This window comes from Paraburkholderia sp. AV2, from assembly GCF_054968425.1.
In genome coordinates this window covers 1-22,319 of record NZ_JBANLK010000034.1, presented here as the reverse complement: position 1 = coordinate 22,319, position 22,319 = coordinate 1, and the positions used below count along the sequence as shown (strand labels likewise).

General features: G+C 65.5%; 20 protein-coding genes. 12 read left to right on the top strand and 8 right to left on the bottom strand.

Going from position 1 to position 22,319, the window contains the following annotated elements:
• Positions 1 to 266: 266 nt before the first annotated feature.
• From V8683_RS21630 to V8683_RS21620, 3 genes are read left to right on the top strand one after another with little or no spacing between them, the layout of a single operon-like run.
• Positions 267 to 1,157, top strand: coding sequence for an IclR family transcriptional regulator (locus V8683_RS21630; RefSeq protein WP_411192033.1), 891 nt, complete (start codon positions 267 to 269; stop codon positions 1,155 to 1,157).
• A complete protein-coding gene (locus V8683_RS21625; RefSeq protein WP_411192032.1) occupies positions 1,145 to 1,975 on the top strand; it encodes an IclR family transcriptional regulator in 831 nt (276 codons plus the stop codon). Before V8683_RS21630 ends, V8683_RS21625 begins: the two co-directional genes overlap by 13 nt.
• 51 nt (positions 1,976 to 2,026) lie before the next feature.
• Positions 2,027 to 3,487: a cytochrome P450 gene (locus V8683_RS21620; protein ID WP_411192031.1), complete on the top strand. Its 1,461-nt coding sequence runs from the start codon at positions 2,027 to 2,029 to the stop codon at positions 3,485 to 3,487.
• A gap of 18 nt (positions 3,488 to 3,505) precedes the next feature.
• Here the strand turns inward: V8683_RS21620 and V8683_RS21615 are convergent, their stop codons facing one another.
• The 3 genes from V8683_RS21615 to V8683_RS21605 form a co-directional block, all read right to left on the bottom strand.
• Complete coding sequence (locus tag V8683_RS21615) at positions 3,506 to 4,381, bottom strand: MurR/RpiR family transcriptional regulator (RefSeq protein WP_411192030.1); 876 nt, start codon at positions 4,379 to 4,381, stop codon at positions 3,506 to 3,508.
• A 60-nt stretch (positions 4,382 to 4,441) separates the two neighbouring features.
• Positions 4,442 to 5,503: an ABC transporter ATP-binding protein gene (locus tag V8683_RS21610; protein ID WP_411192029.1), complete on the bottom strand. Its 1,062-nt coding sequence runs from the start codon at positions 5,501 to 5,503 to the stop codon at positions 4,442 to 4,444.
• 78 nt (positions 5,504 to 5,581) lie between these two features.
• On the bottom strand, positions 5,582 to 6,355 hold the full coding sequence (locus tag V8683_RS21605; protein ID WP_411192028.1) for an SDR family oxidoreductase: 774 nt from the start codon (positions 6,353 to 6,355) through the stop codon (positions 5,582 to 5,584).
• Positions 6,356 to 6,694: 339 nt separating this feature from the next.
• Here V8683_RS21605 and V8683_RS21600 point away from each other — a divergent pair, with 339 nt between their 5' ends.
• The 3 genes from V8683_RS21600 (at position 6,695) to V8683_RS21590 (ending at position 9,864) form a co-directional block, all read left to right on the top strand.
• Positions 6,695 to 7,927: an ABC transporter substrate-binding protein gene (locus V8683_RS21600; RefSeq protein ID WP_411192027.1), complete on the top strand. Its 1,233-nt coding sequence runs from the start codon at positions 6,695 to 6,697 to the stop codon at positions 7,925 to 7,927.
• A 186-nt stretch (positions 7,928 to 8,113) separates the two neighbouring features.
• The gene (locus tag V8683_RS21595; protein ID WP_411192026.1) at positions 8,114 to 9,022 is read left to right on the top strand and encodes a carbohydrate ABC transporter permease; all 909 of its coding nucleotides are present in this window, start codon (positions 8,114 to 8,116) and stop codon (positions 9,020 to 9,022) included.
• On the top strand, positions 9,019 to 9,864 hold the full coding sequence (locus V8683_RS21590; RefSeq protein WP_411192025.1) for a carbohydrate ABC transporter permease: 846 nt from the start codon (positions 9,019 to 9,021) through the stop codon (positions 9,862 to 9,864). The genes V8683_RS21595 and V8683_RS21590 overlap by 4 nt, the downstream gene beginning before the upstream one ends.
• A gap of 14 nt (positions 9,865 to 9,878) precedes the next feature.
• On the opposite strand, the gene V8683_RS21585 is transcribed toward V8683_RS21590, so the two are convergent.
• Both V8683_RS21585 and V8683_RS21580 read right to left on the bottom strand, forming a co-directional pair.
• The gene (locus V8683_RS21585) at positions 9,879 to 10,850 is read right to left on the bottom strand and encodes an AEC family transporter (protein WP_411192024.1); all 972 of its coding nucleotides are present in this window, start codon (positions 10,848 to 10,850) and stop codon (positions 9,879 to 9,881) included.
• Between the two features lie 72 nt (positions 10,851 to 10,922).
• The gene (locus V8683_RS21580) at positions 10,923 to 12,458 is read right to left on the bottom strand and encodes a DHA2 family efflux MFS transporter permease subunit (RefSeq protein WP_411192023.1); all 1,536 of its coding nucleotides are present in this window, start codon (positions 12,456 to 12,458) and stop codon (positions 10,923 to 10,925) included.
• 145 nt (positions 12,459 to 12,603) lie between these two features.
• On the opposite strand from V8683_RS21580, the gene V8683_RS21575 reads away from it, so the two are divergent.
• A complete protein-coding gene (locus V8683_RS21575) occupies positions 12,604 to 13,047 on the top strand; it encodes a MarR family winged helix-turn-helix transcriptional regulator (protein ID WP_411192022.1) in 444 nt (147 codons plus the stop codon).
• 9 nt (positions 13,048 to 13,056) lie between these two features.
• On the opposite strand, the gene speB is transcribed toward V8683_RS21575, so the two are convergent.
• The 3 genes from speB to V8683_RS21560 form a co-directional block, all read right to left on the bottom strand.
• Positions 13,057 to 14,019: an agmatinase gene (gene speB, locus V8683_RS21570; protein ID WP_411192021.1), complete on the bottom strand. Its 963-nt coding sequence runs from the start codon at positions 14,017 to 14,019 to the stop codon at positions 13,057 to 13,059.
• Between the two features lie 2 nt (positions 14,020 to 14,021).
• Positions 14,022 to 15,512, bottom strand: coding sequence for an aldehyde dehydrogenase (locus V8683_RS21565; RefSeq protein ID WP_411192020.1), 1,491 nt, complete (start codon positions 15,510 to 15,512; stop codon positions 14,022 to 14,024).
• A 101-nt stretch (positions 15,513 to 15,613) separates the two neighbouring features.
• Complete coding sequence (locus V8683_RS21560; RefSeq protein ID WP_411192019.1) at positions 15,614 to 16,165, bottom strand: cupin domain-containing protein; 552 nt, start codon at positions 16,163 to 16,165, stop codon at positions 15,614 to 15,616.
• A 433-nt stretch (positions 16,166 to 16,598) separates the two neighbouring features.
• Between V8683_RS21560 and V8683_RS21555 the strand changes: the two genes are divergently transcribed.
• From V8683_RS21555 to V8683_RS21535, 5 genes are all read left to right on the top strand, one after another.
• The gene (locus V8683_RS21555) at positions 16,599 to 16,823 is read left to right on the top strand and encodes a hypothetical protein (RefSeq protein WP_084168570.1); all 225 of its coding nucleotides are present in this window, start codon (positions 16,599 to 16,601) and stop codon (positions 16,821 to 16,823) included.
• A gap of 311 nt (positions 16,824 to 17,134) precedes the next feature.
• Positions 17,135 to 17,944, top strand: a complete 810-nt coding sequence (locus tag V8683_RS21550) for a gamma-glutamyl-gamma-aminobutyrate hydrolase family protein (protein ID WP_411192018.1) — start codon at positions 17,135 to 17,137, stop codon at positions 17,942 to 17,944.
• Between the two features lie 30 nt (positions 17,945 to 17,974).
• Positions 17,975 to 19,309 carry a glutamine synthetase family protein gene (locus V8683_RS21545; RefSeq protein WP_411192017.1) on the top strand — a complete coding sequence of 445 codons (1,335 nt, stop codon included), beginning with the start codon at positions 17,975 to 17,977 and terminating at the stop codon, positions 19,307 to 19,309.
• A 19-nt stretch (positions 19,310 to 19,328) separates the two neighbouring features.
• The gene (locus V8683_RS21540; RefSeq protein ID WP_411192016.1) at positions 19,329 to 20,762 is read left to right on the top strand and encodes an aspartate aminotransferase family protein; all 1,434 of its coding nucleotides are present in this window, start codon (positions 19,329 to 19,331) and stop codon (positions 20,760 to 20,762) included.
• A 77-nt stretch (positions 20,763 to 20,839) separates the two neighbouring features.
• Positions 20,840 to 21,961, top strand: a complete 1,122-nt coding sequence (locus V8683_RS21535) for a polyamine ABC transporter substrate-binding protein (RefSeq protein WP_411192015.1) — start codon at positions 20,840 to 20,842, stop codon at positions 21,959 to 21,961.
• The last annotated feature ends 358 nt before the right edge of the window (positions 21,962 to 22,319 follow it).

Here is a 22,319-nt window from a genome sequence, read left to right as displayed (position 1 = left end):
GGGGCGAGGGCTCAGGGCCGACCGTGCCGGGACGCGGAAGTGACAAATGCCACTGGCAGCGCGCCGGCCGGTGTATGTCTCGCCCCGTGTTGGATTTTGAATGAACGGCTGTTCTGCCGGGGTGAGGCCATATTAGGCTCTCCCGTTTTTGTTTGTCAATAGCGAATATACTCGCTATTGTTTAATAAGACAGCGAGACCACCGCAGTGGGCCGTTCGCGCAGGTTGTTCAGTTACCATGTGCCCTTTTTGAACCCGAGAATCGCTGTGAACCGACGTCGCAACGAGCGCGCGAGCCTGACCGAGCCCCCCGGCGACACCGGGACGGAGGCCCTCGCGCGCACCCAGCGCGGCATCCAGAGCGTGGAGGTGGCCGGCCGCCTGCTGCGCGCCCTCGCCGACGCGCGCGCGCCGCTCGCGCCCGGCGACCTCGCGGCCAGCGGCGATCTGCCGTCGAGCCAGGCGCACGCGTATCTCGTGAGCCTTACGCGCCTTGGGCTCATCAAGCGCGACTCCCTCTCGGGCCGCTACGAGCCGGGGCCGCTCGCGCTGCGCCTCGGCCTGCTGCATCTCGGTCAGCAGCGCGCGCTGCGCGAGGCGGTGCCGCAGGCCTCGGCGCTGGCGCAAACGCTCGGCTGCAGCGTGGCGCTGTGCATCGCCGGGCCGCAGGGGCCGACGATCGTGCGCTACGAGCATGCCAGCCTGCCGCTGCACGTGAACCTGCACGTGGGCACCGTGATGTCGTTGCCGGCCACGTCCACGGGCCGCGTGTTCTGCGCGTTCCTCGCGCCCGATGCGCTGCGCGCGATGTGGGCCGGCCAGAGCGCGCAGCCGGTATGGCGCGGCACGGCCAACGCCGCCGCCGCCGTGCCGGCCACGGCCCACCCGGACGCGCCGGACGCCGCCCTCGCCGCCACGTTCGAGGCCATCCGCGCGCGCGGCTTCGACTACGGCGTCGACGCGCCCAGCCCCGGTGTGAGCAGCGTCTGCGTGCCCGTGCGCGGCCGCAATGGGGAACTGGCGCTCACGCTCACGGCCATCGGCGCCACCGGCGCGCTCGACGTACGCGAGAACGGCGCGGTCGTACGCGCGCTGCGCGATGCCGCCGGCAGGATCGGCGCGGCCGCTTTTCCATCGACACAACCATGCCCCGAGTAAGCCAGCAAACCGCGCAGGAAGCGCCCGCGGACAAGCCGCAACGCGGCATCCAGTCGCTCGACGTGACGGGCGAGCTGCTCGCGGCGCTCGTCGCGGCGGGCACCCCGCTCGCGCTGCGCGACCTTGCGGCGTTGGCGGGCATGGTCCCCGCCAAGGCATTCCCGCATCTCGTGAGCCTGCAAAAGATCGGCCTCGTCGCGCGCGACGCGGCGGGCCGTTACGAAGCGGGCCCGCTTGGCCTCGAACTCGGGCTCATCGGCCTCGCGCGCCTCTCGCCCGTGCGCGAGGCCGACGCCGAGCTCGTGGGCCTCGCCGCCGCCACCGGCATGAGCGTCGCGCTGGCCGTGCCGGGACCGCTCGGCCCGACGGTCGTGCGGCTCGAAGAATCGGCGTGGCCGCTGCACGTGAGCCTGCGGCCCGGTACGGTCATGTCGATCGTGCACACGGCGATCGGCCGAGTCCTGGCTGCCTGGCTCGACGACGAAGTGCGCGCCGAACTGCTCGCGCAGGACGCGCTGCGGCTTGCCGGCGCGCCCGCGCGCGAGGGCGAAACACCCGCGTACCGCGAGCGGCTCGCGGCGATCCGCGCAACGGGCATCGACACGGCGCTCGACAAGCCCGTGCCCGGCATCAGCACCGTGGCCGCACCGGTCTTCGATCACACGGGCAACGTGTGCCTCGTGCTCGCGCTGATGGGCCCCTCGGGCATCATGGAAACGGCCAGCGAATGCCCGCCCGCGCAGGAGCTGCTGGCCGCCGCGCAACGGCTCTCGCGGCGCTTCGGGTATATGGAGGGCGCAGCGGCCGCGCCGCTATAATCGCCCTCGATTCGCGTGACCAAACACGGCCCAGGCCCGAGGACCCCATCCATGAGCACGGCATCCGCCGGACCCCGCACGACGCCGCGGACCATCGCCGACCTGCCCTGTCCGCGCGGCCTGCCGCTCATCGGCAACCTGCTGCAGCTCGCGCCGCCGCGGCTGCACCGAATCCTCGAAGACTGGGCCGCCCAACTGGGGGCGCCGTATCGCTTCGAAGTCGCGGGCGTGCCCATCACGATCTGGACCGATACCGAACTGATCCAGGGCATCATGCGCGAGCGGCCGCACCGCTATCGCCGCTATCAGCCCATCGAAGCCGTGTTCAGCGAAATGGGCTTCAACGGCCTCTTCTCCGCCGAAGGCGCCGCCTGGGAACCGCAGCGGCGCCTCGTGATGCAGGCGCTTTCGATCCCGAACGTCAAGGCCTTCTACCCCACGCTCGCCGACATCACCGCCCGCCTGCGCGCACGCTGGCTGCGCGCGTCGCAACGCGGCGAGACCGTGGAAATGGTGGAGGACCTGAAGCGCTATACCGTCGACGTCACGAGCGCGCTCGCCTTTGGCGACGACCCGCGCACGCTCGAACGCGACCAGGGCGTGATCCAGGAGCATCTGGCGCAAATCCTGCCGGGCGTGATGTCGCGCACCAACGCGCTGTTCCCCTGGTGGCGCTATGTGAAGCTGCCGCGCGACCGCAAGCTCGAGGCGTCGCTGGCCGAGGTGCACCGCTACGTGCGCGCCACGATGGAACGCGCGCGCGAACGCATACGCGACGATCCCCCAGAAACGCCGCGCAACCTGCTCGAAGCGATGCTCGTGCAGCAGCAGGAGCCGGGCTCGACGATCACCGACGCGCACATCGCCGCAAACGTGATCACGCTGCTGCTGGCCGGCGAAGACACCACGGCGCACTCGATCGCATGGACCGTGCCTTATCTCGCCGCCGATCCGGCGTTACAGGCAACGCTTGGCGACGAAGCCCGCCGCGTGCTGGGCAACGCCCCCGTGTGCCCCGATTACGCGACGCTGAAAGACCTCGACCTCTTCGAGGCCATCTGCATCGAAGCGACGCGCCTGCGCCCCGTGGCCTCGATCCATTCGTTCGAGCCGCTGGAGGATGTGGTGGTGGGCGACGTGGCGCTACCGAAGGGCACACGCATGTTCTTCCTCTCACGCCCCGCGATGCTGGACGAGAAAAATTTCGCCGACCCGCAGCGCTACGATCCCTATCGCTGGCTGCGCCGCCAGGAGCGTCAGGAGCAAGAGGGGCAAGAAGGCGAGCCGCGCGGCGCGCACGACGTGCGCGCCTACCTGCAGTTCGGCGCGGGACCGCGCGTATGCCCCGGTCGGCATCTCGCGACCGTGGAGATGCGCCTCGCGCTTTCGATGCTGATGAAGGAATTCCAGGTAGAACTGATGATCGACCCCGGGAAAATCACCGAGGTCCAGCAGTTCACGATGGTGCCGGACACCATGCCAGTGAGACTCGTACCGCGCCCGGCGGCCTGAGCCGCTTCAAGCACCGCCTCAGGTATCGTCGCTGGCCACTTCGGGCGTTTCGCCGTCGCTGCGCGCCTGCGCGTCGCGCATCTTCTCGAGCGTCTTCGGCTTGAGTCCGAGCGCCACGCCTATCGCGAGCGCGTCGATCACCGCCAGATGCGCGAGGCGCGCCACGCCCGGCGCCTGCGGCTCGGTCGTCGTGGGCACGCGCAGCAGCAGCGGAATGTCCACGATCCAGGCCAGCCGCGAGCCTGCATTCGTCAGCGCGATGGTGGTCGCGCCGCGCTCCTTCGCGATCTGGATACTTTCGTTCACCTCCACGCTGCGGCCCGACTGCGAGATCGCGAACGCCACGTCGCCGGGTTCGAGCAGGCCCGCGTAGAGCCGTTGCAAATGCGCGTCCGTGAACGCGCTCGCGGCGACGTCGAGCTGCAGCATGCGCAGCGCCGCATCCTGCGCCACGAGCCCCGAACCCGCCCCCACGCCGAAGAAATAGACGCGCCGCGCGCTGCCCAACGCGGCCATCGCAGCCTCGAACACGGCAGGATCGAGCGACGCGCGAGCGAGCGTCATGCCTTGGACGACCGATTCGGTCACCTTGTCGAGCAGCGTGCCGACGGCGTCGCCGCTAGCCACCTCGGCCGACGCCGCCGCATACGGCAACCCGCCCGCCGCGCTCTGCGCGAGCCGCATCTTGAAGTCGCGCAGGCCGTGCGCGCCCACCGCGCGGCAAAAACGCGTAACCGAGGGCTCCGAAACCTCGGCGCGCTGCGCGAGTTCGGTGATGCTCGCGCGCATGGCGAAGTCGATGTCGGCGAGCACCATCTCGGCGACCTTGCGCTCCGCGGGCCGCAGCGACTCGGCCACATTGCGGATGTGATGGATCAGGTTGGAGACCGGCAAGCTCAATATCCCATGGATTGACCGATGCGCCCGACGCTCAGTGTCGTATTCCGTTCAGTCTCAATCGAGCCGCTTGCCGCTTTCGGTGTCGAACAGATGCAGGTGCGCGAGAGGCAGACCGAGCGTCATGCGCTGCCCCGGCCCGACCTGCGGCCGGGCGCGCGTGGTGACGCACCAGGTGGAACCGCCTATTTTCCCGTACAGATGGGTCTCGGCGCCAGTCGGTTCGATCACCTCGACGTTGAACGGCACGTCGCCGCCCGCCTCGATATGCTCGGGGCGGATGCCGAGCGTCGCGTACGCGCCCGCTTCCGCCTTGCCTTCGGGTATCGCAATGCGCACGCCGTCGTCCAGCACGAGCGCCGTGCCGCGCGCGTCGCTCATCACCTTGCCCGCCACGAAGTTCATCGAGGGCGAGCCGAGGAAGCCCGCGACGAACAGGTTCGCGGGCTTGTCGTAAAGATCGAGCGGCCGGCCGATCTGCTCGATGCGCCCCGAGTTCATCACGACGATCCGGTCGGCCATCGTCATCGCCTCGATCTGGTCGTGCGTCACGTAGACCACCGTGTTGCGCAGCCGCTGGTGCAGCGCCTTGATTTCGGTGCGCATCTGCACGCGCAGCTTGGCGTCGAGATTCGAAAGCGGTTCGTCGAAGAGGAAGAGCGAGGGCTCGCGCACCACCGCGCGTCCCATCGCCACGCGCTGGCGCTGGCCTCCCGAGAGGGCGCGCGGCAGGCGCTCCAGATAGTTCGAGAGATTGAGCATCTTCGCCGCCGCCTCGATGCGCGGCTTGAAGCCCTCCTCGCGTTCCTTGCGAATACGCGGGCCGAACGCGATATTGTCGTACACCGAAAGATGCGGATAGAGCGCGTAGCTCTGGAACACCATCGACACGTTGCGTTGCTGCGGCGGCAGATGGTTCGCGCGCGCGCCGCCGATGGTGAGCTCGCCCCCGCTGATATCTTCGAGCCCGGCGATCATGCGCATGAGCGTGGTCTTGCCGCAGCCCGACGGGCCGACCAGCACGACGAATTCGCCGTCCTCGATGTCGAGGTCGACGCCGTGCACGACCTGGGTCTCGCCGTAGCGCTTGTAGATGCCGTTCAGTTGTACCGCTGCCATGCTGTCCTCGTTCGCTGGTTGCGCTCTCGTGCGCGTATTGGCGTTATTCGTGCGTGTGTGCCGGTTCGGAATCCGGCTTCAGAGCGGATCGAGCGTCAGCTCGTTGGCCATCATCCGGTTGCCGGCCATGAGGCCCGCGTCCACGGGCAGCGCGACACCCGTGATCACGCGCGCCTGCGGCGAAGCGAGAAACTGCACGGCATCGGCAATATCCTCCGGCTCGGCCACGTCGCCTAGCGGATACCATTTCTTCAGTTCTTCGAAGATCTGCGGATGCTGGTCGACGCGCTTTTGCCACGCGGGCGTCTTCACCGTACCCGGGCAAACCAGGTTCGCGCGAATCCCGTACTGGCCCAGCTCGATCGCGAGCGCCTTCGTGTAGCTCACGAGCCCGGCCTTCGCCGCGCTGTAGGCCGGATGCCCGAGCGCGCTGAGCCCGTTCACCGAGCCGATCATCACGATCGCCCCGCGCCGCCGCTCGATCATCGACCGGCGCACCGCCTCGATCGTGTAGTACGTGCCGTTCAGGTTCAGGTCGACGTCGCGCCGCCACTTCGCGGCGTCGGTGTGCGCGAGCGTCGTGCCGGCCGCGCCGCCCGCGTTCGCCACCGCCACGTCCACGGGACCGCGCGCGGCCACGCCCGCCGCAATGGCACTTGTCACGAAACCGTCATCGCTCACGTCGGCGACGAGCGGCTCCAGCCGGCTCGTGCCGAATTCGGCGGCGAGCGCCGCGACGCCCGCCTCGTTGCGGTCGAGCGCGAGCACCGTATCGCCCGCGTCGAGAAAGCGTTTGCACAGCGCGCGGCCTATGCCGCCGCTCGCGCCCGTCACCAGCACCACCCGGCTCATCGTCGGCTCTCCGAAAGAATTCACCCACCAGGTCCGCCAGCCGTGCCGCCGGGCCTGTAAATTTCCAACAGACTCGCTACGTGAAACGCAGCGACATTCGGGTTAACGCGCACTGCCCAATCTGCTGCAACGCAGGAATTTCCCCAGTTTTACAGCATGTTAGGCAAGCTACGAAGGAAAAAACAATATCGCGTTTCCCAGGTGACAATGTTTTTTTCATCCTGTAGGATTTTTTCAAACAACGCAACCCGGCAGCCGGGCAGCGAGAACCGTGACAACCGCGGCGACGGCGGCGGCAAGAACCTGAACCAGCCAGGAACAACCACAAGGAGAGACAGCATGTCGTTTCAGCAACGTGCAACCACCACGCTCGGCAAGCTCGCCGCCGCGCTCGCATTCGCGGGCCTCGCGGTCGCGGCGCACGCCGATACGGTCCGCGTGACCGTCGCGCACTACAGCGACTCCACCGCTCCGTACTTCGAGAAAATGGCCAAGGAGTTCGAGGCCGCCAACCCCGGCACCACGATCAAGATCGAAGACGTGAACTGGGACTCGCTGCAACAGAAGCTGCAAACGGACATCTCCGGCGGCGCCAACGCCGACCTCGCGATCATCGGCACGCGCTGGCTGCTCGACTTCGTGAAGGACGACATTGCCGAACCGCTCGACGGCTACATGGACCCGAGCTTCAAGGCGCGCTTCATCGGCCCGTTCCTCGCTCCAGGCGAAATCAACGGCAAGATCTACGGCCTGCCGATCGCTGCCTCGGCGCGCGCGCTGTACTACAACAAGGACATGCTCGCATCGGTCGGTTATCCGAACGGTCCGAAGACCTGGGCTGACGTGATCGACGCCTCGAAGAAGCTGAAGGCCAAGGGCATTGCCGGCTTCGGCCTGCAGGGCAAGGAAATCGAAACCGACGTGTACTTCTACTACGCGCTGTGGACCAACGGCGGCGAAGTGGTGGGCAAAGACGGCAAGGCGGCGTTCAACTCGCCGGCCGGCATCAAGGCCGCGACGCTCTACAAGACGATGATCGACGAGGGCCTCACGGAGCCGGGCGTGACGGGCTACAGCCGCGAAGACGTGCAGAACCTCTTCAAGCAGGGCCGCGTGGCGATGATGATCTCGGCGCCGTTCCTCGCGAAGCAGTTGAAGAAGGAAGCCCCGAACATCAAGTACGGCATCGACCCGATCCCGGTGGGCACGACGCCGGCCACCTACGCGGTGACCGACTCGATCATGATGTTCAAGAACTCGAAGGTGAAGAAGGAAGCCTGGAAGTTCCTCGACTTCCTGTTCACGAAAGAGCCGCGCGTGGAGTTCACGAGCACGGAAGGCTTCCTGCCGACCACGAAGGCTGAAGCGACCGACCCGGCGTTCCAGGATCCGGACACGAAGGCTTTCGTCGCGCTGCTGCCGCACGCGAAGTTCGCGCCGACCGTGACGGGCTGGGAAGACACCGCGAAGGCCGTGACGAACGGGATGCAGTCGATCTACCTCGGCAAGGCCAAGCCCGCCGACGCGCTGAACCAGGCTGCCGACGAAGCGAACAAGTCGCTCGGCAAGTAAGCCGTGCCTGAAAGCGGCCCGGGGCGTGTCGCACGACATGCCCCGAGCCGCCGGAGCCTCGCCGTAATGACGGGGCAACGACGCTTTGACGATATGACTTCCGGTCCCCAGAAACACCCGGGCCAAGCGCAGCCCGCCAGTCAGGCGGCCGGCGGCGCTCCCGGCCGAACCCGCGAACCCAACCGCATGAGCCGCTCCAACCGTGCCGTCGTCGCGCCCCGCGCGCCCTGGCTTCTGATCGTGCCGAGTCTGGTGCTCGCGCTCTTCATCATCAGCTATCCGATCTTCAACATCGTGTTCTACTCGCTGCACGATGTTTCGCGCTTCGGGCAGATCCGCGACTTCAGCGGCCTGCAGAACTTCTATAACGTCCTGAGCGACCCGGTGTTTCTCTCCGCGCTGAAGAACACCATCGTCTGGACCTTCTTCGTGGTGGCCGGCACGGTGCTGATCTCGGTGCCGGTTGCGCTCGTGCTCAATCAGGACTTCTACGGGCGCGGCGTCGCGCGCACGATCATCATGCTGCCGTGGTCCGTCTCGCTCACGATGACGGCCGTGGTATGGCGCTGGGCATTCAACGACGACTACGGCATGGTCAACGTGACGCTGCAACGCCTCGGCCTCACCTCGGGGCCGATCCACTGGCTGGCGACGCCCGAATATGCCTTCCCCGTGGAAATCGCGGTGGGCATCCTCGTGTCGATTCCGTTCACCACCACGATCCTGCTGGGCGGGCTCTCTTCGGTGCCGGGCGACATCTACGAGGCGGCGCGCATCGACGGCGCCAGTGCCTGGCAGCAGTTCCGCCAGCTCACGCTGCCGCTCCTCAAGCCGTTCATCAACATGACGATCCTGCTGAACGTGATCTACGTGTTCAACTCGTTTCCGATCATCTGGGTCATGACGCAAGGCGGCCCCGACGACAGCACCCACATTCTCGTTACCTACCTCTACGAACTGGGCTTCAGGCTGGGACGCCCCGGCGAAGCGGCGGCGGTTTCGCTCGTCATGCTCGTGATCCTGTTCGCGTTCTCCGTGGCCTATCTGCGGCTGCAGGCAAAGCGTGGAGGCAGCGCGGAAGGAGACCTCGCATGAACAGCAAACTCAAACGCTCGCTCCTCTGCTGGCTCGCGCTCTCGCCGCTCGTGATCGTCGTGCTGTTTCCGTTCGCCGTGATGTTCTTCACGTCGGTCAAGCCCGCCTCCGAGGTGTTCGTCTATCCGGCGCGCTGGCTGCCCATGCACTGGCGCTGGCAGAACTACGTCGACATGTGGGAGGCCGCCAACTTCGGGGTCGCGCTGCGCAACAGCATCGAGGTGAGCGTGTGCTCGACCGCGCTCGCGCTCGCCGTGAGCCTGCCGGCCGCCTACGCGCTCGCGCGCTTTCCGTTTCGCGGCCGCGGCCTCTATCGCCAGTTCCTGCTCGTCACGCAGATGCTCTCGCCCATTCTGCTCGTCGTCGGTCTGTTCCGGCTCGCCGCGATGATTCCCTGGGGCGACGGCAATCTCGTCGACTCGAAGATCGGCGTGATCGTCTCGTATGCGGCGTTCAATATCGCCTTTGCGGTGTGGATGCTCTCGTCGTACTTCCAGACGGTGCCGCGCGATCTCGAAGAGTCGGCATGGCTCGAAGGCTGCAGCCGCACGGGCGCCGTGTTCCGCGTGTTCCTGCCGCTCGCGGTGCCCGCCGTGGTGGTGACGGCAATCTTCACGTTCATCAGCGCGTGGAACGAGTTCGCAGTGGTCTATACGCTGATCCGCTCGCCCGAGAACAAGACGCTCACGGTGCAGGTCACCGACATGGTGGCCGGCAAGTACACCGTCGAATGGGAGCTCGTGATGGCCGCCACGCTTGCCGCCACGCTACCAGTTTCGGTGGTGTTCGCGTGGCTGCAGCGGTATATGGTGAAGGGGCTCGCGCTGGGTGCCGTCAAGTAAGGCGGATTACGCCCTCAGCCTCCGTGCCGCAGATGCAGCAACAGCAGCGTGAGCGTCACGAGCGAGCCCACCGTGGAATGCAGAATGGTGCGCGACGTGACATGCGCCTCGCGGCGATAATACTCGGCCAGCATGAAGGGGCCTGTGCCCGTTGGCAGCGCCGCGAGCAGCACGGCCATCTGGACGAGCGGCGCCGGCAGCGCGAACACGCGCTCGGCAAGCCACCAGGTCAGCGCCGGCTGAGCCACGAGTTTCGAAAGCGTGAGCCACCATGAGGATTCGCGTTTCTCCGTCGTTTTATCCGCGGTTGCTTTTGCGGCTGCCTCATTACCCCGCTCCGCCAGGAAGAGCCCCAGGCTCACCAGCGCGCACGGGCTCGCCGCGCCGCCCAGCAGCTTGAGAAACGTCTCCGCGCTCTCGGGCAGCGTGACGTGTGTGCCCGCAACGATCGCGCCCAGCGCGGGCGCCACCAGCAGCGGATTGCGCAGCAGCGAGCGCACGACCTTGATCGCGAGGTGATGCGGACGCCGCTCGCTTTGCAGGCCCGTTTCGATCAGCACGATCGCAATCGCAAACAGCACGCAGACGACGAGGATCGTCGCGATGGTGGTAGGCGTGAGACTCGACGGGCCGAACGCGATCATGCACAGCGGAAAACCCACGTAGCCCGTGTTCGGATAGGCGGCGGCAAGGCCGTCGATGCTCGCATCGGCAAGCGGGCGGCGCAGGAAGAGCCGCACGCCCACCACGGCCGCGAATACGATGAGCGCCGCGCCGCCGAACGCGGCAACGAAGGCCGGCTGGAAGAGTTCGCGCCAGCTTGCGTGCGCGAGGATATGAAAGAGCAGCGCCGGCAGCGCGAGCCACACGACGAAGCGGTTCAGTTCGGACGCGGCAGCAGGCCCGAGCACGCCGAAGCGGCGGCACGCGAAGCCTGCGAAGATCAGCCCGAATACGGGCAACAGAATGGATACGGCGGAAAGCATGAGATCCGGTGTGGCAGGCGCGCATGAGCGGCGCGCGTTGAGAGACGAAGATGGATACGTGGCGGCGGACAGCTAATCCATCGCGGCATGGCCCGCGTCGGCACCCGCGCTGCCGCCCGAAGGCCGGATCAGCACGAGCAGCGGAATCACCAGCAGCGTCGCGACGAACATCATCTTGAAGTCGTTCAGATAGGCGATCATCTGCGCCTGCTGCGTGATCGACTGGTTGAGCACGGCGAGATCGTAACGCGAACCGGACGAAAGCATCGTCTGGAAGGCAGGATTGAACGGCGTGACGTTCGCGGCGAGATCCGAGTGCGCGACCTGGGTGCCGCGCGTGACGAAGGTTTGTACGATCGAAATGCCGATACTGCTGCCGATGTTGCGCATCAGGCTGTAGGTGGCCGTGCCGTCCGCGCGCAGTTGCGGCGTGAGCGTGGAGAACGTGAGCGCCGAAAGCGGCACGAACACGAAGCCGAGTCCGAAGCCCTGAACCACGCCCGGCCACACGATGTCCGAGGCCGAGAGCACGATCGTGTACTGCATCATCTGCCAGAGCGCGTACGCCGACACCACGAAGCCGAACAGCAGCAGCGCGCGCGCATCCACGTGTTTCAGCATGCGCCCGGCGATCAGCATGGCGACCATGGTACCCGCACCGCTGGGCGCGGTAACGAGGCCCGTGGTGGCTACCGGATAACCCATCAAGCCCTGCAGCATGGGCGGCAGCAGCGCACGCGTGGCATACAGCACCGCGCCGATCACGAAGATGAAGAACGTGCCCGTTGCGAAGTTGCGGTCCTTGAGCAACTGGTAGCGAAAGAACGTGCCCGGCCCGGAACTGGCCGTGTGCACGACGAAGAATGCGAAGCTGAGCACCGAGACGAGCGTCTCGATGCGGATCTCCATCGAGCCGAACCAGTCGAGCTGCTCGCCGCGGTCGAGCAGCGCCTGCAACGCGCCGATCGCCAGCGCGAGGGTGGCGAAGCCGAACATATCGAAGCGCGCCTCGCGCGCCGGCTCGCGCGTGGGCATGAAGGTCGAAACGCCGAAGAACGCGAACGCGCCAATCGGCACGTTGATGAAGAACACCCAGCGCCAGTTGTAGCTATCCGTAAGCCAGCCGCCGAGCGTGGGACCCAGCACCGGGCCCACCATCACGCCCATGCCCCACACGGCCATGGCCTGGCCCTGGCGGTCGCGCGGGTTGATGTCGAGAAGAATCGACTGCGAGAGCGGCACGAGCGAAGCGCCGAACACGCCCTGCAGGAGCCGCGAGGCAACGATCTCGCTGAGCGTCTCCGAAAGCCCGCAGAGCGCGGACGCCAGAGTGAAGCCGGCGATCGCCACGCCCAGCAGTTTTTTCACGCCCATCCGGTCGGCCAGCCAGCCTGTGAGCGGCGTGGCGATGGCCGCGGCGACGATATACGAAGTGAGCACCCACGTGATCTCGTCCTGCGAAGCGGCCATCGAGCCCTGCATGTGCGGCAGCGCGACGTTGGCGATCGTGCTGTCGAGCGTCTGCATCAGCGTGGCGAGCATGATCGAGAGCGTGATCATGCCCCGGTTGAGCGGCGCGGCCTGGCCGCCCGGCGCGACTGCGGTCATCGTGTGAAGAGCGGAGCGTGAGGGAGATAATAAGCATGCTTATTATACGGATCGAGCCCCCTGACGCAATCGGGGAATGGCCCCACCGCCCCCCCGACCTGCTCCAGCGCGACCTGTCCGCGCCGCGCCTCCGTATAATCCCGCCATGGCTACCGACCTCGAACAACGCTTCGGCTTCTTGATCGCCGAAGTGGGCCGGCTCTACGGCAAACGCTACGACGACCTTGCGAAGTCGTCGCTCGACCTCACGCGCGCGCAGTGCCGGATCATCGCGTACCTCGCGCATTACGGGGACATGAACCAGGTGAGTCTCGCCCAGCGCCTGGAGGTGGCGCCGATCTCGGCGGGGCGGATGCTGGAAAGACTGGAGGAAAACGGCTGGGTGGTGCGCGCGGCGAATCCGAACGACCGTCGCGAACTACAGGTGAGCCTCACGCCGAAGGCCGAAAGCGTGCTCGCGGCCGCGCGCCGCGTGGGTGACGAGGTGCAGGCGGAAGCCCTTGCGGGCTTCACGCCTGAAGAAGCCGGGCAGTTCAGCCAGATGCTGCAACGCGTGCGCGCCAATCTGGGACCGCTCGTGGAGCGCTAACGCGCCGCGTTATTTGCCCGCCACCTTGCGCTGGCGCCACAGGCATAGCAGATCGCACGCAACGTGCGCCGCCGCAATGGCGGTGATCTCGCTCTGGTCGTAGGCCGGCGCCACTTCCACCACGTCCGCGCCGATCAGGTTCACGGCTTCGAGCCCGCGCACGATCGCGAGCGCCTGCGCCGACGAAAGCCCACCCGGCACCGGCGTGCCGGTTCCCGGCGCGAAGGCCGGATCGAGGCAGTCGATATCGAAGGTCAGATAGGTCGGGCGGTCGCCCACGATGTCGAGAATGCGCCGGCGCGCGGCCGCCGGGCCGTGCTCGTGCACCCACGCCGCGTCGAGGATGTTGATGCCGAGGAAGTCCTCGTTCCAGGTGCGGATGCCCACCTGCACCGAGGTCTTCGGATCGATCAGGCCTTCCTTCACGGCCTTGTAGAACATCGTGCCGTGGTTGAGACTGTCGGGCGAGTCGTCGGCCCAGGTATCGCAGTGCGCATCGAAATGGATCAGCGAAAGCGGCTTGCCGTATTTCTCCGCGTGCGCGACCAGCAGCGGATACGTGATGAAGTGATCGCCGCCGAACGTGAGCATCTTCGCGTTCGAACGCAGGATCGTGCGCGCGTGCTCGATGATGGCGGGCTTGATCGAGAGCGGATTGTGCGCGTCGAACCAGCAGTCGCCGTAGTCGGTCACGGCAAGCGTGTCGAACGGATTGAAGCCCCACGGATACGGATACAGCTCGGCGAGCTGCACGCTGGCCGCGCGCACGGCGCCGGGCCCAAGGCGCGCGCCGGAGCGGAACGTGGTGGCGAGATCGAGCGGCACGCCCGAAACGACGACATCGACGCCGTCGAGTTCGCGCGTGTAGTTGCGCCGCATGAACGACAGCACGCCGCCGTAGGTATTTTCGACCGAGGAGCCGTAAAGCGACCGGCGACGGATCGCGCCGTCGCCATGGATAATGTCGGTCATGGTTAGCGCAGCCGCACGAGCGTGGATTTCAGTTCGGTGTACTTCTCGAGGGCGTGCAGCGACTTGTCGCGGCCGTTGCCCGACTCCTTGAAGCCGCCGAACGGGAAGTTCATGTCGCCCCCTTCGTCGTAGCAGTTGACCCACACGGTGCCCGCGCGCAGGCGGCGCGAGATTTCATGCGCGTTCGTGAGGTTTGCCGTCCAGACGGCGGCCGCGAGGCCGTAGTCGCTATCGTTGGCAATGCGAACCGCTTCGTCGATGGTGCTGAACGTGATGACCGAGAGCACCGGCCCGAAGATCTCTTCGCGCGCGATCTTCGCATCGTGATGGGTGTCGAACACGGTCGGCTCGATATAGTAGCCGCCGCTCGCCTCGTTCACGCGCTCGCCGCCCAGCAGCAGCTTTGCCTCCTTGCGGCCCGCCTCGATATAGGAGAGCACGCGCTCGAGCTGGATCTTGTCGACGATCGCGCCCATCGAAACCTTCGGGTCGAGCGGATTGCCCGGCACATAGTTGCGCGCGGCCTCCACGAGCTTCGCGAGGAACGCGTCCTTGATGTCGCGATGCACGAGCAGGCGCGAACCGGCCGTGCACATCTCGCCCATGTTGTAGAAGATCGCGCCGGCCGCCGCGTTGGCGGCGCGGTCGAGGTCCGGGCAGTCCGCCAGCACGATGTTCGGCGACTTGCCGCCCAGTTCGAGCCACGTGCGCTTAAGGTTCGACTGGCCCGCGTACTGCATGATCTGCTTGCCGACGCCCGTCGAGCCCGTGAACGCAATGCAGTCCACGTCGCGATGCAGCGCGAGCAGCTTGCCGGGTTCGCCGCCGCCCGGCAGCACGTTGAACACACCGGCCGGAATGCCCGCTTCGTGAGCCAACTGTGCGACGCGAATGGCCGTAAGCGGCGACTTTTCCGAAGGCTTGAGCACGACGCTATTGCCAGCCGCGAGCGCCGGGCCGAATTTCCACGAAGCCATCAGGATCGGGAAGTTCCAGGGCACCACAGCCGCTACCACGCCGATCGGCTCGCGCGTGACGAGGCCCACGAGATGATGATCGGCCGGCACCACTTCGCCACCCACCTTGTCGATCGCTTCGGCAAACCATTCGACGCAGTACGCCGCGCCCGGCACGTCCACCGTGGTCGTGTCGCCGATGGGCTTGCCCGCGTCGAGCGTCTCCAGCAGCGAGAGTTCGTCCAGGTGCTCGCGCATCAGCGCGGCCCAGCGCAGCAGGATCGCCTTGCGCGCGCGCGGATTCAGGCCCGCCCACACCTGCGCGTCGAACGCGCGGCGCGCGGCGGCCACGGCCGCGTCCACATCGGCGGCGCCGCAGTCGGCGACGCTCGCAAGCACGCGGCCGTCAATCGGGCTCACGCAGTCGAACGTGCGTCCCGAGTAGGCATCGCGATACGCGCCGTCGATGAATGCGCGGCCTTCGATCGAGAGCGTCGCAGCCTTGTCCTGCCAGTAAGCGAGAGTTTTCTTTTCCATCAGGATGCCTCAGTGTTGTTTGTGCGCAGTGTTGTGCGGTTGGGTACGACGGGCCGGGCACGCCACGCTTGCGCGGCGGCTCGCGGCCGGGGTGGGCGCGATCAAAAAGTGGGCGGCGAATTCGCCGACACCACTTCGCAAACCTGATCCGCGCTCGGATTGCGGAAACGGTGCGGAAGACGGCTTTCGAAGTAATAGCTGTCGCCGGGGTCGAGCAGCCACGTCGTGCCGTCCACGGTCAGCTCGATCTGTCCGGACACCACGATGCCGCCTTCGTGACCCGCATGCGTGAGCATTTCGGGGCCCGTATCGGCGAGCGGCTGGTACACCTCGCGCAAGATACCCATGTTGCGGTCTTTCACGTTCGCGCCCACGAGATAGAACTCGATGGACGCGTTGCCGAGATTCGGCATCTCGCCGCGCCGCGACACCACGCTGCCGCCTTCGCTCAGGTCGAACGTGAAGAACTCCGCAAGACTCATCGGTATGCATTCGAGCAGCTTCTTCAGCGACCCCACCGAGGGGCTGACCCGACTTTGCTCGATCAGCGAGATCGCGCCGTTGGTGACGCCCGCGCGCTTGGCAAGCTCGCGCTGGGACAGACCATACCGCTTGCGGACGTAGCGTAGCCGCGTAGCGACTTCGGTGGACATCGAGGCAGACTCGGACACGTTTTCAGGAACCGTAGACGAAAGAGCGCGCACGCAGACCCGGCGCGGACGTGTTGAATATTCTAATCACTTGGCTTTTTTTTCTGTCGGTACAAACCCCTGTAAGGCATTCGAAATATTCAGAATGGTGCGCACAGGTTCCGTGCATCAGCGTATTTGCAGGGGAACTCGGGAAAGTGCTGACATAAAAAGCGTAAAAAATAATTGACGCCCATTTTGGCTCGTATATGCTGGACCACAGGTTGGAAGTCATGAAGTTCTTGTAGCGGCACATCTTGCAGCACCCGGTGCAGCAAGACGTTTAGCGATGCAAAGGGCATCTGGCACCAGCCGCGTTCCGGTCGAATCAGGATTTACCGTTTACGCTTTTTTGACCGGAATGCCCCTGTTCAACGTCACCCAGTCGAGTGCAATTGTGAGAGTCCGTGGCCCTCTGGTCAGATGGGATCGAAGTCATGCGAGGTGTCTTCGCAGTGACTCGGCCGCCATCGCCGATGGCAGTAGCGGCAGGCTTGCTTCTCGCCTGCTTCTGTCCATCTTCACGATACTGTCCCGCCGGTCGGTTCGGCGTCATAACGCCGTCTCCGCACGCGCCTTCATCGCCGTCCACACGGACGAAGTCGCGTCGCTGCTGCCCTAGCGCCTCTCCTTCCTGCGCCGTTCGTTATCGTCGATCGCCTGCGTGGCCGCGTGCCGCCGCTCGCGAGCGAGGTGGCCGTGCGCGCCCGAACAGGGCTGCGTCTCCGGTCTGGCCACATCGCAGTACGAAACGAACCGCCTACATGATCTCCACGCGCAGCGCGATGCGTTAGCTACGCTCTCGCTGCAAACCAGGTTGCGGCCTTGCCTCGTGCAGGGTTGCAAGGTCATGTCACGCCCGCGGCATCCCTGCAATACACGTTATATCCGTGAATAGAGCATTGCCCGGGTCAAGGAAGTCGAACTTTAGCCATGCGAATGAAACCCCTGATCGGCGTTACCGCCGACCGAACCATGGTGGGATCCCACGCGTCGCACACGACGGGCGAGAAGTACATCGCCGCAGCCGTGGACGGCGCCGGCGCACTCGCGCTGGTGCTGCCCGCGCTCGGCGAGCGCCAGGCCACGGCCGACGTGCTCGACGCCGTCGACGGGCTGCTCTTCACGGGCAGCTACTCGAACGTCGAGCCGTATCGCTACGGCGGCGTGGCGAGCGAGCCGGGCACGCTGCACGATCCGCACCGCGACGCAACCACGCTGCCGCTCATGCGCGCCGCAATCGAGGCGGGCGTGCCCGTGCTCGCGATCTGCCGCGGCTTCCAGGAAATGAATGTGGTGTACGGCGGCACGCTGCACCAGCAGGTGCATAACGTGGAAGGGCTCAACGATCACCGCGAGAACAAGGCCGATCCGCTCGACCAGCAATATGGTCCGGCACATGCGGTCACGCTCGCTGCCGGCGGCATGCTGCAGCGCTTCCTGCAGGGCGCCCGCGAGGCTCGCGTCAACTCGTTGCACGGGCAAGGAATCGATACGCTCGGCGCGGGACTCGTTGCCGAAGCGGTTGCGCCCGATGGCCTGATCGAAGCCGTGAGCGTGGCGAACGCCCCCGCCTTCGCATTGGGCGTGCAGTGGCATCCCGAGTGGAAGCACGCTGAAGACGCCCTTTCCACCGCTATTTTCCGTGCCTTCGGCGCAGCCTGCCGCGCACGCATGCTGGCCCGAATACCGGGCGGGGCCGACCGGCAGAACGCCGCGGCGCCTCGCGCCGCCCACGCCTGAGCCGACCCGTACCAGACAGAGAGAACCAACATGCATGAAATCGAAGAATTCCTGAAGAAGCACCACATCACCGAAATCGAAGCGATCATCCCCGACATGGCGGGCATCGCACGCGGCAAGATCATTCCGCGCAGCCGGTTCGAATCGGGCGAATCCATGCGGCTGCCGCAGGCCGTGATGATCCAGACCGTGACCGGCGACTATCCGGAAGACGGCAGCCTCACGGGCGTCACCGACCCCGACATGGTCTGCGTGCCCGACCCCTCCACCATCCGCATCATTCCGTGGGCCGTCGATCCCACGGCCCAGGTGATTCACGACTGCGTGCACTTCGACGGCACGCCTGTCGAAATCTCGCCGCGCCGCGTGCTGCGCCGCGTGCTGGAACTCTACGAAGCGAAGGGCTGGAAGCCCATCATCGCGCCGGAACTGGAGTTCTACCTCGTCGACATGAACAAGGATCCGGACATTCCCCTCGCGCCGCCCATCGGCCGCACGGGTCGTCCGGAAACGGGCCGCCAGGCGTACTCGATCGAAGCCGTCAACGAATTCGACCCGCTCTTCGAAGACATCTACGAGTACTGCGATATTCAGGACCTCGAAGTCGATACGCTGATTCACGAGGTTGGTGCCGCGCAGATGGAAATCAACTTCATGCACGGCGAACCGCTGGGCCTCGCCGACCGCGTGTTCCTGTTCAAGCGCACGGTGCGCGAAGCCGCGCTGCGCCACCACATGTACGCCACGTTCATGTCGAAGCCGATGGAGAATGAACCCGGCTCGGCCATGCACATACATCAGAGCCTCGTCTCCGCCGAAAGCGGCCAGAATCTCTTCACGGGCGCGGACGGCAAGGCCACCGACATGTTCTACGCGTACATCGCCGGCCTGCAGAAGTACACGCCGGCGCTGATGCCGATCTTCGCGCCGTACATCAATTCGTACCGCCGCCTGTCGCGCTTCATGGCTGCGCCGATCAACGTTGCATGGGGCTATGACAACCGTACCGTGGGCTTCCGCGTGCCGTACTCGTCGCCGGCCGCGCGCCGCGTCGAAAACCGCATTCCGGGCGTGGACACGAATCCGTACCTCGCGATCGCCGCAACGCTCGCCGCGGGCTACCTCGGTATGACGCAGCACCTCAAGCCCACCGAGCCGCTGCTCAGCGACGGTTACGAACTACCGTACCAGTTGCCGCGCAACCTCGAAGAAGGCCTCTCGCTGATGGGCGCGTGCGAGCCGCTGAAGGACATCCTCGGCGAGAAGTTCGTGCGCGCGTATCTGGCGCTGAAGGAAACCGAATACGAAGCGTATTTCCGCGTGATCAGCTCGTGGGAACGCAAGCATCTGCTGCTGCACGTGTAACGAAGCAAGGAGACAAGCAATGAGCTACCGAATCGACGCCCCCGCCGGCCTGGTGCAACCCGCGCCGACGACGCTGCGCGCTCAGGCCCAACGCTCGACGGCCGAATATCGTGCGCTGGACGCGGCGCACCACATCCATCCGTTCTCGGACATGGGCTCGCTCAACCAGGCGGGCAGCCGCGTGATCGTGAAGGCCAAGGGCGTGTATCTGTGGGACTCCGAAGGTAACCAGATCATCGACGGCATGGCTGGCCTCTGGTGCGTAAACGTGGGCTATGCCCGCAAGGAACTCGCGGATGCGGCCTACAAGCAACTGCAGGAGCTGCCGTACTACAACACGTTCTTCAAGACCACGCATCCGCCCGTCATCGAACTTTCGGCGATGCTCGCCGAAGTCGCGCCGGGCCCGTTCAACCACTTCTTCTACTGCAACAGCGGCTCCGAGGGCAACGACACGGTGCTGCGCATCGTGCACCAGTACTGGCTCGCGCAGGGCAAAGCTTCGAAGAAGGTCGTCATCTCGCGCAAGAACGGCTATCACGGTTCGACCATCGCGGGCGGCACGCTGGGCGGCATGGGCTACATGCACGAGCAGATGCCCTCGAAGGTGGAGAATATCGTCCACATCGACCAGCCGTATTTCTTCGGCGAAGCCGAAAGCAACATGACGCCCGAGGAGTTCGGCCTCGCGCGTGCGCAGCAGCTCGAAGCGAAGATTCTCGAAGTGGGCGCGGAAAACGTGGCGGCCTTCATTGGCGAGCCGTTCCAGGGCGCGGGCGGCGTGATCTTCCCGCCCTCGACCTACTGGCCGGAAATCCAGCGCATCTGCCGCAAGTACGACATCCTGCTGTGCGCCGACGAAGTGATCGGCGGCTTCGGGCGCACGGGCGAATGGTTTGCGCATCAGCACTTCGGCTTCGAGCCCGATCTCATCACGCTGGCCAAGGGCCTCACGAGCGGCTACGTGCCGATGGGCGCGGTGGGTCTGCACGACCGCGTGGCGCAGGTGATCATCGAGAACGGCGACTTCAACCACGGTCTCACGTACTCGGGCCATCCGGTGGCGGCTGCCGTCGCCGTCGCGAACCTCAAGATCCTGCGCGACGAACAGATCATCGAGCGCGTGAAGACGGACACCGGCCCGTACTTCCAGCAGCGCCTGCGCGAAACCTTCGGCAACCATCCGATCGTCGGCGACATTTCGGGCGTCGGCCTCGTGGCCGGCCTCCAGCTCGCCGAAGATCCGAAGGCGCGCAAGCGTTTCGCGAACGGCGGCGACGTGGGCACGATCTGCCGCGACTTCTGCTTCAACGGCAATCTCATCATGCGTGCGACGGGTGACCGGATGCTGCTTTCGCCGCCGCTCGTGATCACGCGTGCCGAGATTGACGAAATCGTGTCGAAGGCGAAGAAGGCCATCGACGCAACCGCGCAACAACTGGGTTTCTTGTAACACCACTTGTCCGGACCGGCGGCGCGTTACGGGGTAAAGACGCCGCCGGTCCACCTTCACCTTCAGGGGAAAACAACATGAGTGTTTGTCATCTTCGTCATGCGGTCGCGGCAGCTGCCCTGGCCCTGTGCGCAGGTCTTACTGCCACTTCGAGCCAGCAGGCCCAGGCGGCGGACGACGTTCTGAACGTCTATAACTGGTCCGACTACATTGCGAAGGACACGATCCCCGACTTCGAAAAGCAAACGGGTATCAAGGTCAAGTACGACAACTACGACAGCGACGACACGCTGCAGGCCAAGCTGCTCGCAGGCAGCTCGGGCTACGACATCGTCGTGCCGACGTCGAACTACATGGCCAAGCAGATCCAGGCCGGCGTGTACCAGAAGCTCGACAAGTCGAAGCTGCCGAATCTCTCGAACCTCGATCCCGTCCTCATGCACATGATCGCGGACGCCGACCCGGGCAACCAGTACGGCGTGCCCTGGGCATTCGGTACCGACGGCATCGGCTACAACGAGGAAGCGATCAAGAAGGCGCTGGGCGACAACGCGCCGGTGGATAGCTGGGCGCTCGTGTTCGATCCGCAATATCTCTCGAAGCTGAAGGGCTGCGGCGTGTCGTTCCTCGACCAGGCCGTGGACGTATTCGCCGCCGTGCTGCAGTACATGCACAAGGACCCGAACAGCACGAACCCGGCCGACTACCAGGCTGCCTTCGAAGTCCTGAAGAAAGTTCGCCCGTACATCACCCAGTTCAATTCGTCGGGCTACATCAACGACCTCGTGAACAACGACATCTGCGTTGCTGTGGCCTGGTCGGGCGACGTCGGCATCGCACACCGCCGCGCCGAAGAAGCTCATCGCGCGTACACCCTCAAGTTCACCAACCCGAAGGAAGGCGGTCTGCTGTGGTTCGACGTGATGGTCGTCCCGAAGGATGCTCCGCACCCCGAAGCCGCGATGAAGTGGATCAACTACATCGAAGATCCGAAGGTCAACGCACAGATCACGAACGAAGTGTTCTACCCGACCGCCAACAAGGCTGCTCACCAGTTCGTGACGCCGGCCGTGGTTCAGGATCCGACCGTGTACCCGCCGGAAGACGTTCTGAAGAAGATGACGCTGATGAAGCCGATGCCGGCCGACATCCTGCGTCTGGAAAACCGTCTGTGGGCGCAGCTCAAGACGGGTCACTGATTGCGCAAAACCCCTGAAGGAGAGTGAAGGAGACAGTGCGCCGGAGGGATCGCTCGACCTCTCCGCGCCATCAGTCGTAGTCCGAAGTCCGGTTGCGCGCGCCGCGCCCTTTTCCCCTGACGACGCGCGCAACCCCCAACGAGCTCCGTTCGCAGTACTTATTTCGCGAGTCGCGTCATGCGCCCCGTGCGGGACCGTTCGCGCCTGCGATCAGACAGGAACCAAGGTTACATCATGAAATCGACGCCACAAGTCAACGCCAATCCGGCCGCGGGTGCATCGGGCACCAAGGCCACCACCAACGACGCGTTCGTCCGCATCGAAAACGTCGTCAAGAAGTTCGGCGAGAGCACCGCGG

What these genes read in the sequence shown, in the direction of transcription:
- V8683_RS21595 (WP_411192026.1), top strand. Translation starts at nt 8,114, where the DNA reads ATGAGCCGCTCCAACCGTGCCGTCGTCGCGCCCCGCGCGCCCTGGCTT.
- speB (WP_411192021.1), bottom strand. Translation starts at nt 14,019, where the DNA reads ATGACCGACATTATCCATGGCGACGGCGCGATCCGTCGCCGGTCGCTT.
- V8683_RS21605 (WP_411192028.1), bottom strand. Translation starts at nt 6,355, where the DNA reads ATGAGCCGGGTGGTGCTGGTGACGGGCGCGAGCGGCGGCATAGGCCGC.
- V8683_RS21575 (WP_411192022.1), top strand. Translation starts at nt 12,604, where the DNA reads ATGGCTACCGACCTCGAACAACGCTTCGGCTTCTTGATCGCCGAAGTG.
- V8683_RS21590 (WP_411192025.1), top strand. Translation starts at nt 9,019, where the DNA reads ATGAACAGCAAACTCAAACGCTCGCTCCTCTGCTGGCTCGCGCTCTCG.
- V8683_RS21625 (WP_411192032.1), top strand. Translation starts at nt 1,145, where the DNA reads ATGCCCCGAGTAAGCCAGCAAACCGCGCAGGAAGCGCCCGCGGACAAG.
- V8683_RS21535 (WP_411192015.1), top strand. Translation starts at nt 20,840, where the DNA reads ATGAGTGTTTGTCATCTTCGTCATGCGGTCGCGGCAGCTGCCCTGGCC.
- V8683_RS21610 (WP_411192029.1), bottom strand. Translation starts at nt 5,503, where the DNA reads ATGGCAGCGGTACAACTGAACGGCATCTACAAGCGCTACGGCGAGACC.
- V8683_RS21560 (WP_411192019.1), bottom strand. Translation starts at nt 16,165, where the DNA reads ATGTCCACCGAAGTCGCTACGCGGCTACGCTACGTCCGCAAGCGGTAT.
- V8683_RS21620 (WP_411192031.1), top strand. Translation starts at nt 2,027, where the DNA reads ATGAGCACGGCATCCGCCGGACCCCGCACGACGCCGCGGACCATCGCC.
- V8683_RS21565 (WP_411192020.1), bottom strand. Translation starts at nt 15,512, where the DNA reads ATGGAAAAGAAAACTCTCGCTTACTGGCAGGACAAGGCTGCGACGCTC.
- V8683_RS21550 (WP_411192018.1), top strand. Translation starts at nt 17,135, where the DNA reads ATGCGAATGAAACCCCTGATCGGCGTTACCGCCGACCGAACCATGGTG.
- V8683_RS21545 (WP_411192017.1), top strand. Translation starts at nt 17,975, where the DNA reads ATGCATGAAATCGAAGAATTCCTGAAGAAGCACCACATCACCGAAATC.
- V8683_RS21600 (WP_411192027.1), top strand. Translation starts at nt 6,695, where the DNA reads ATGTCGTTTCAGCAACGTGCAACCACCACGCTCGGCAAGCTCGCCGCC.
- V8683_RS21585 (WP_411192024.1), bottom strand. Translation starts at nt 10,850, where the DNA reads ATGCTTTCCGCCGTATCCATTCTGTTGCCCGTATTCGGGCTGATCTTC.
- V8683_RS21580 (WP_411192023.1), bottom strand. Translation starts at nt 12,458, where the DNA reads ATGACCGCAGTCGCGCCGGGCGGCCAGGCCGCGCCGCTCAACCGGGGC.
- V8683_RS21540 (WP_411192016.1), top strand. Translation starts at nt 19,329, where the DNA reads ATGAGCTACCGAATCGACGCCCCCGCCGGCCTGGTGCAACCCGCGCCG.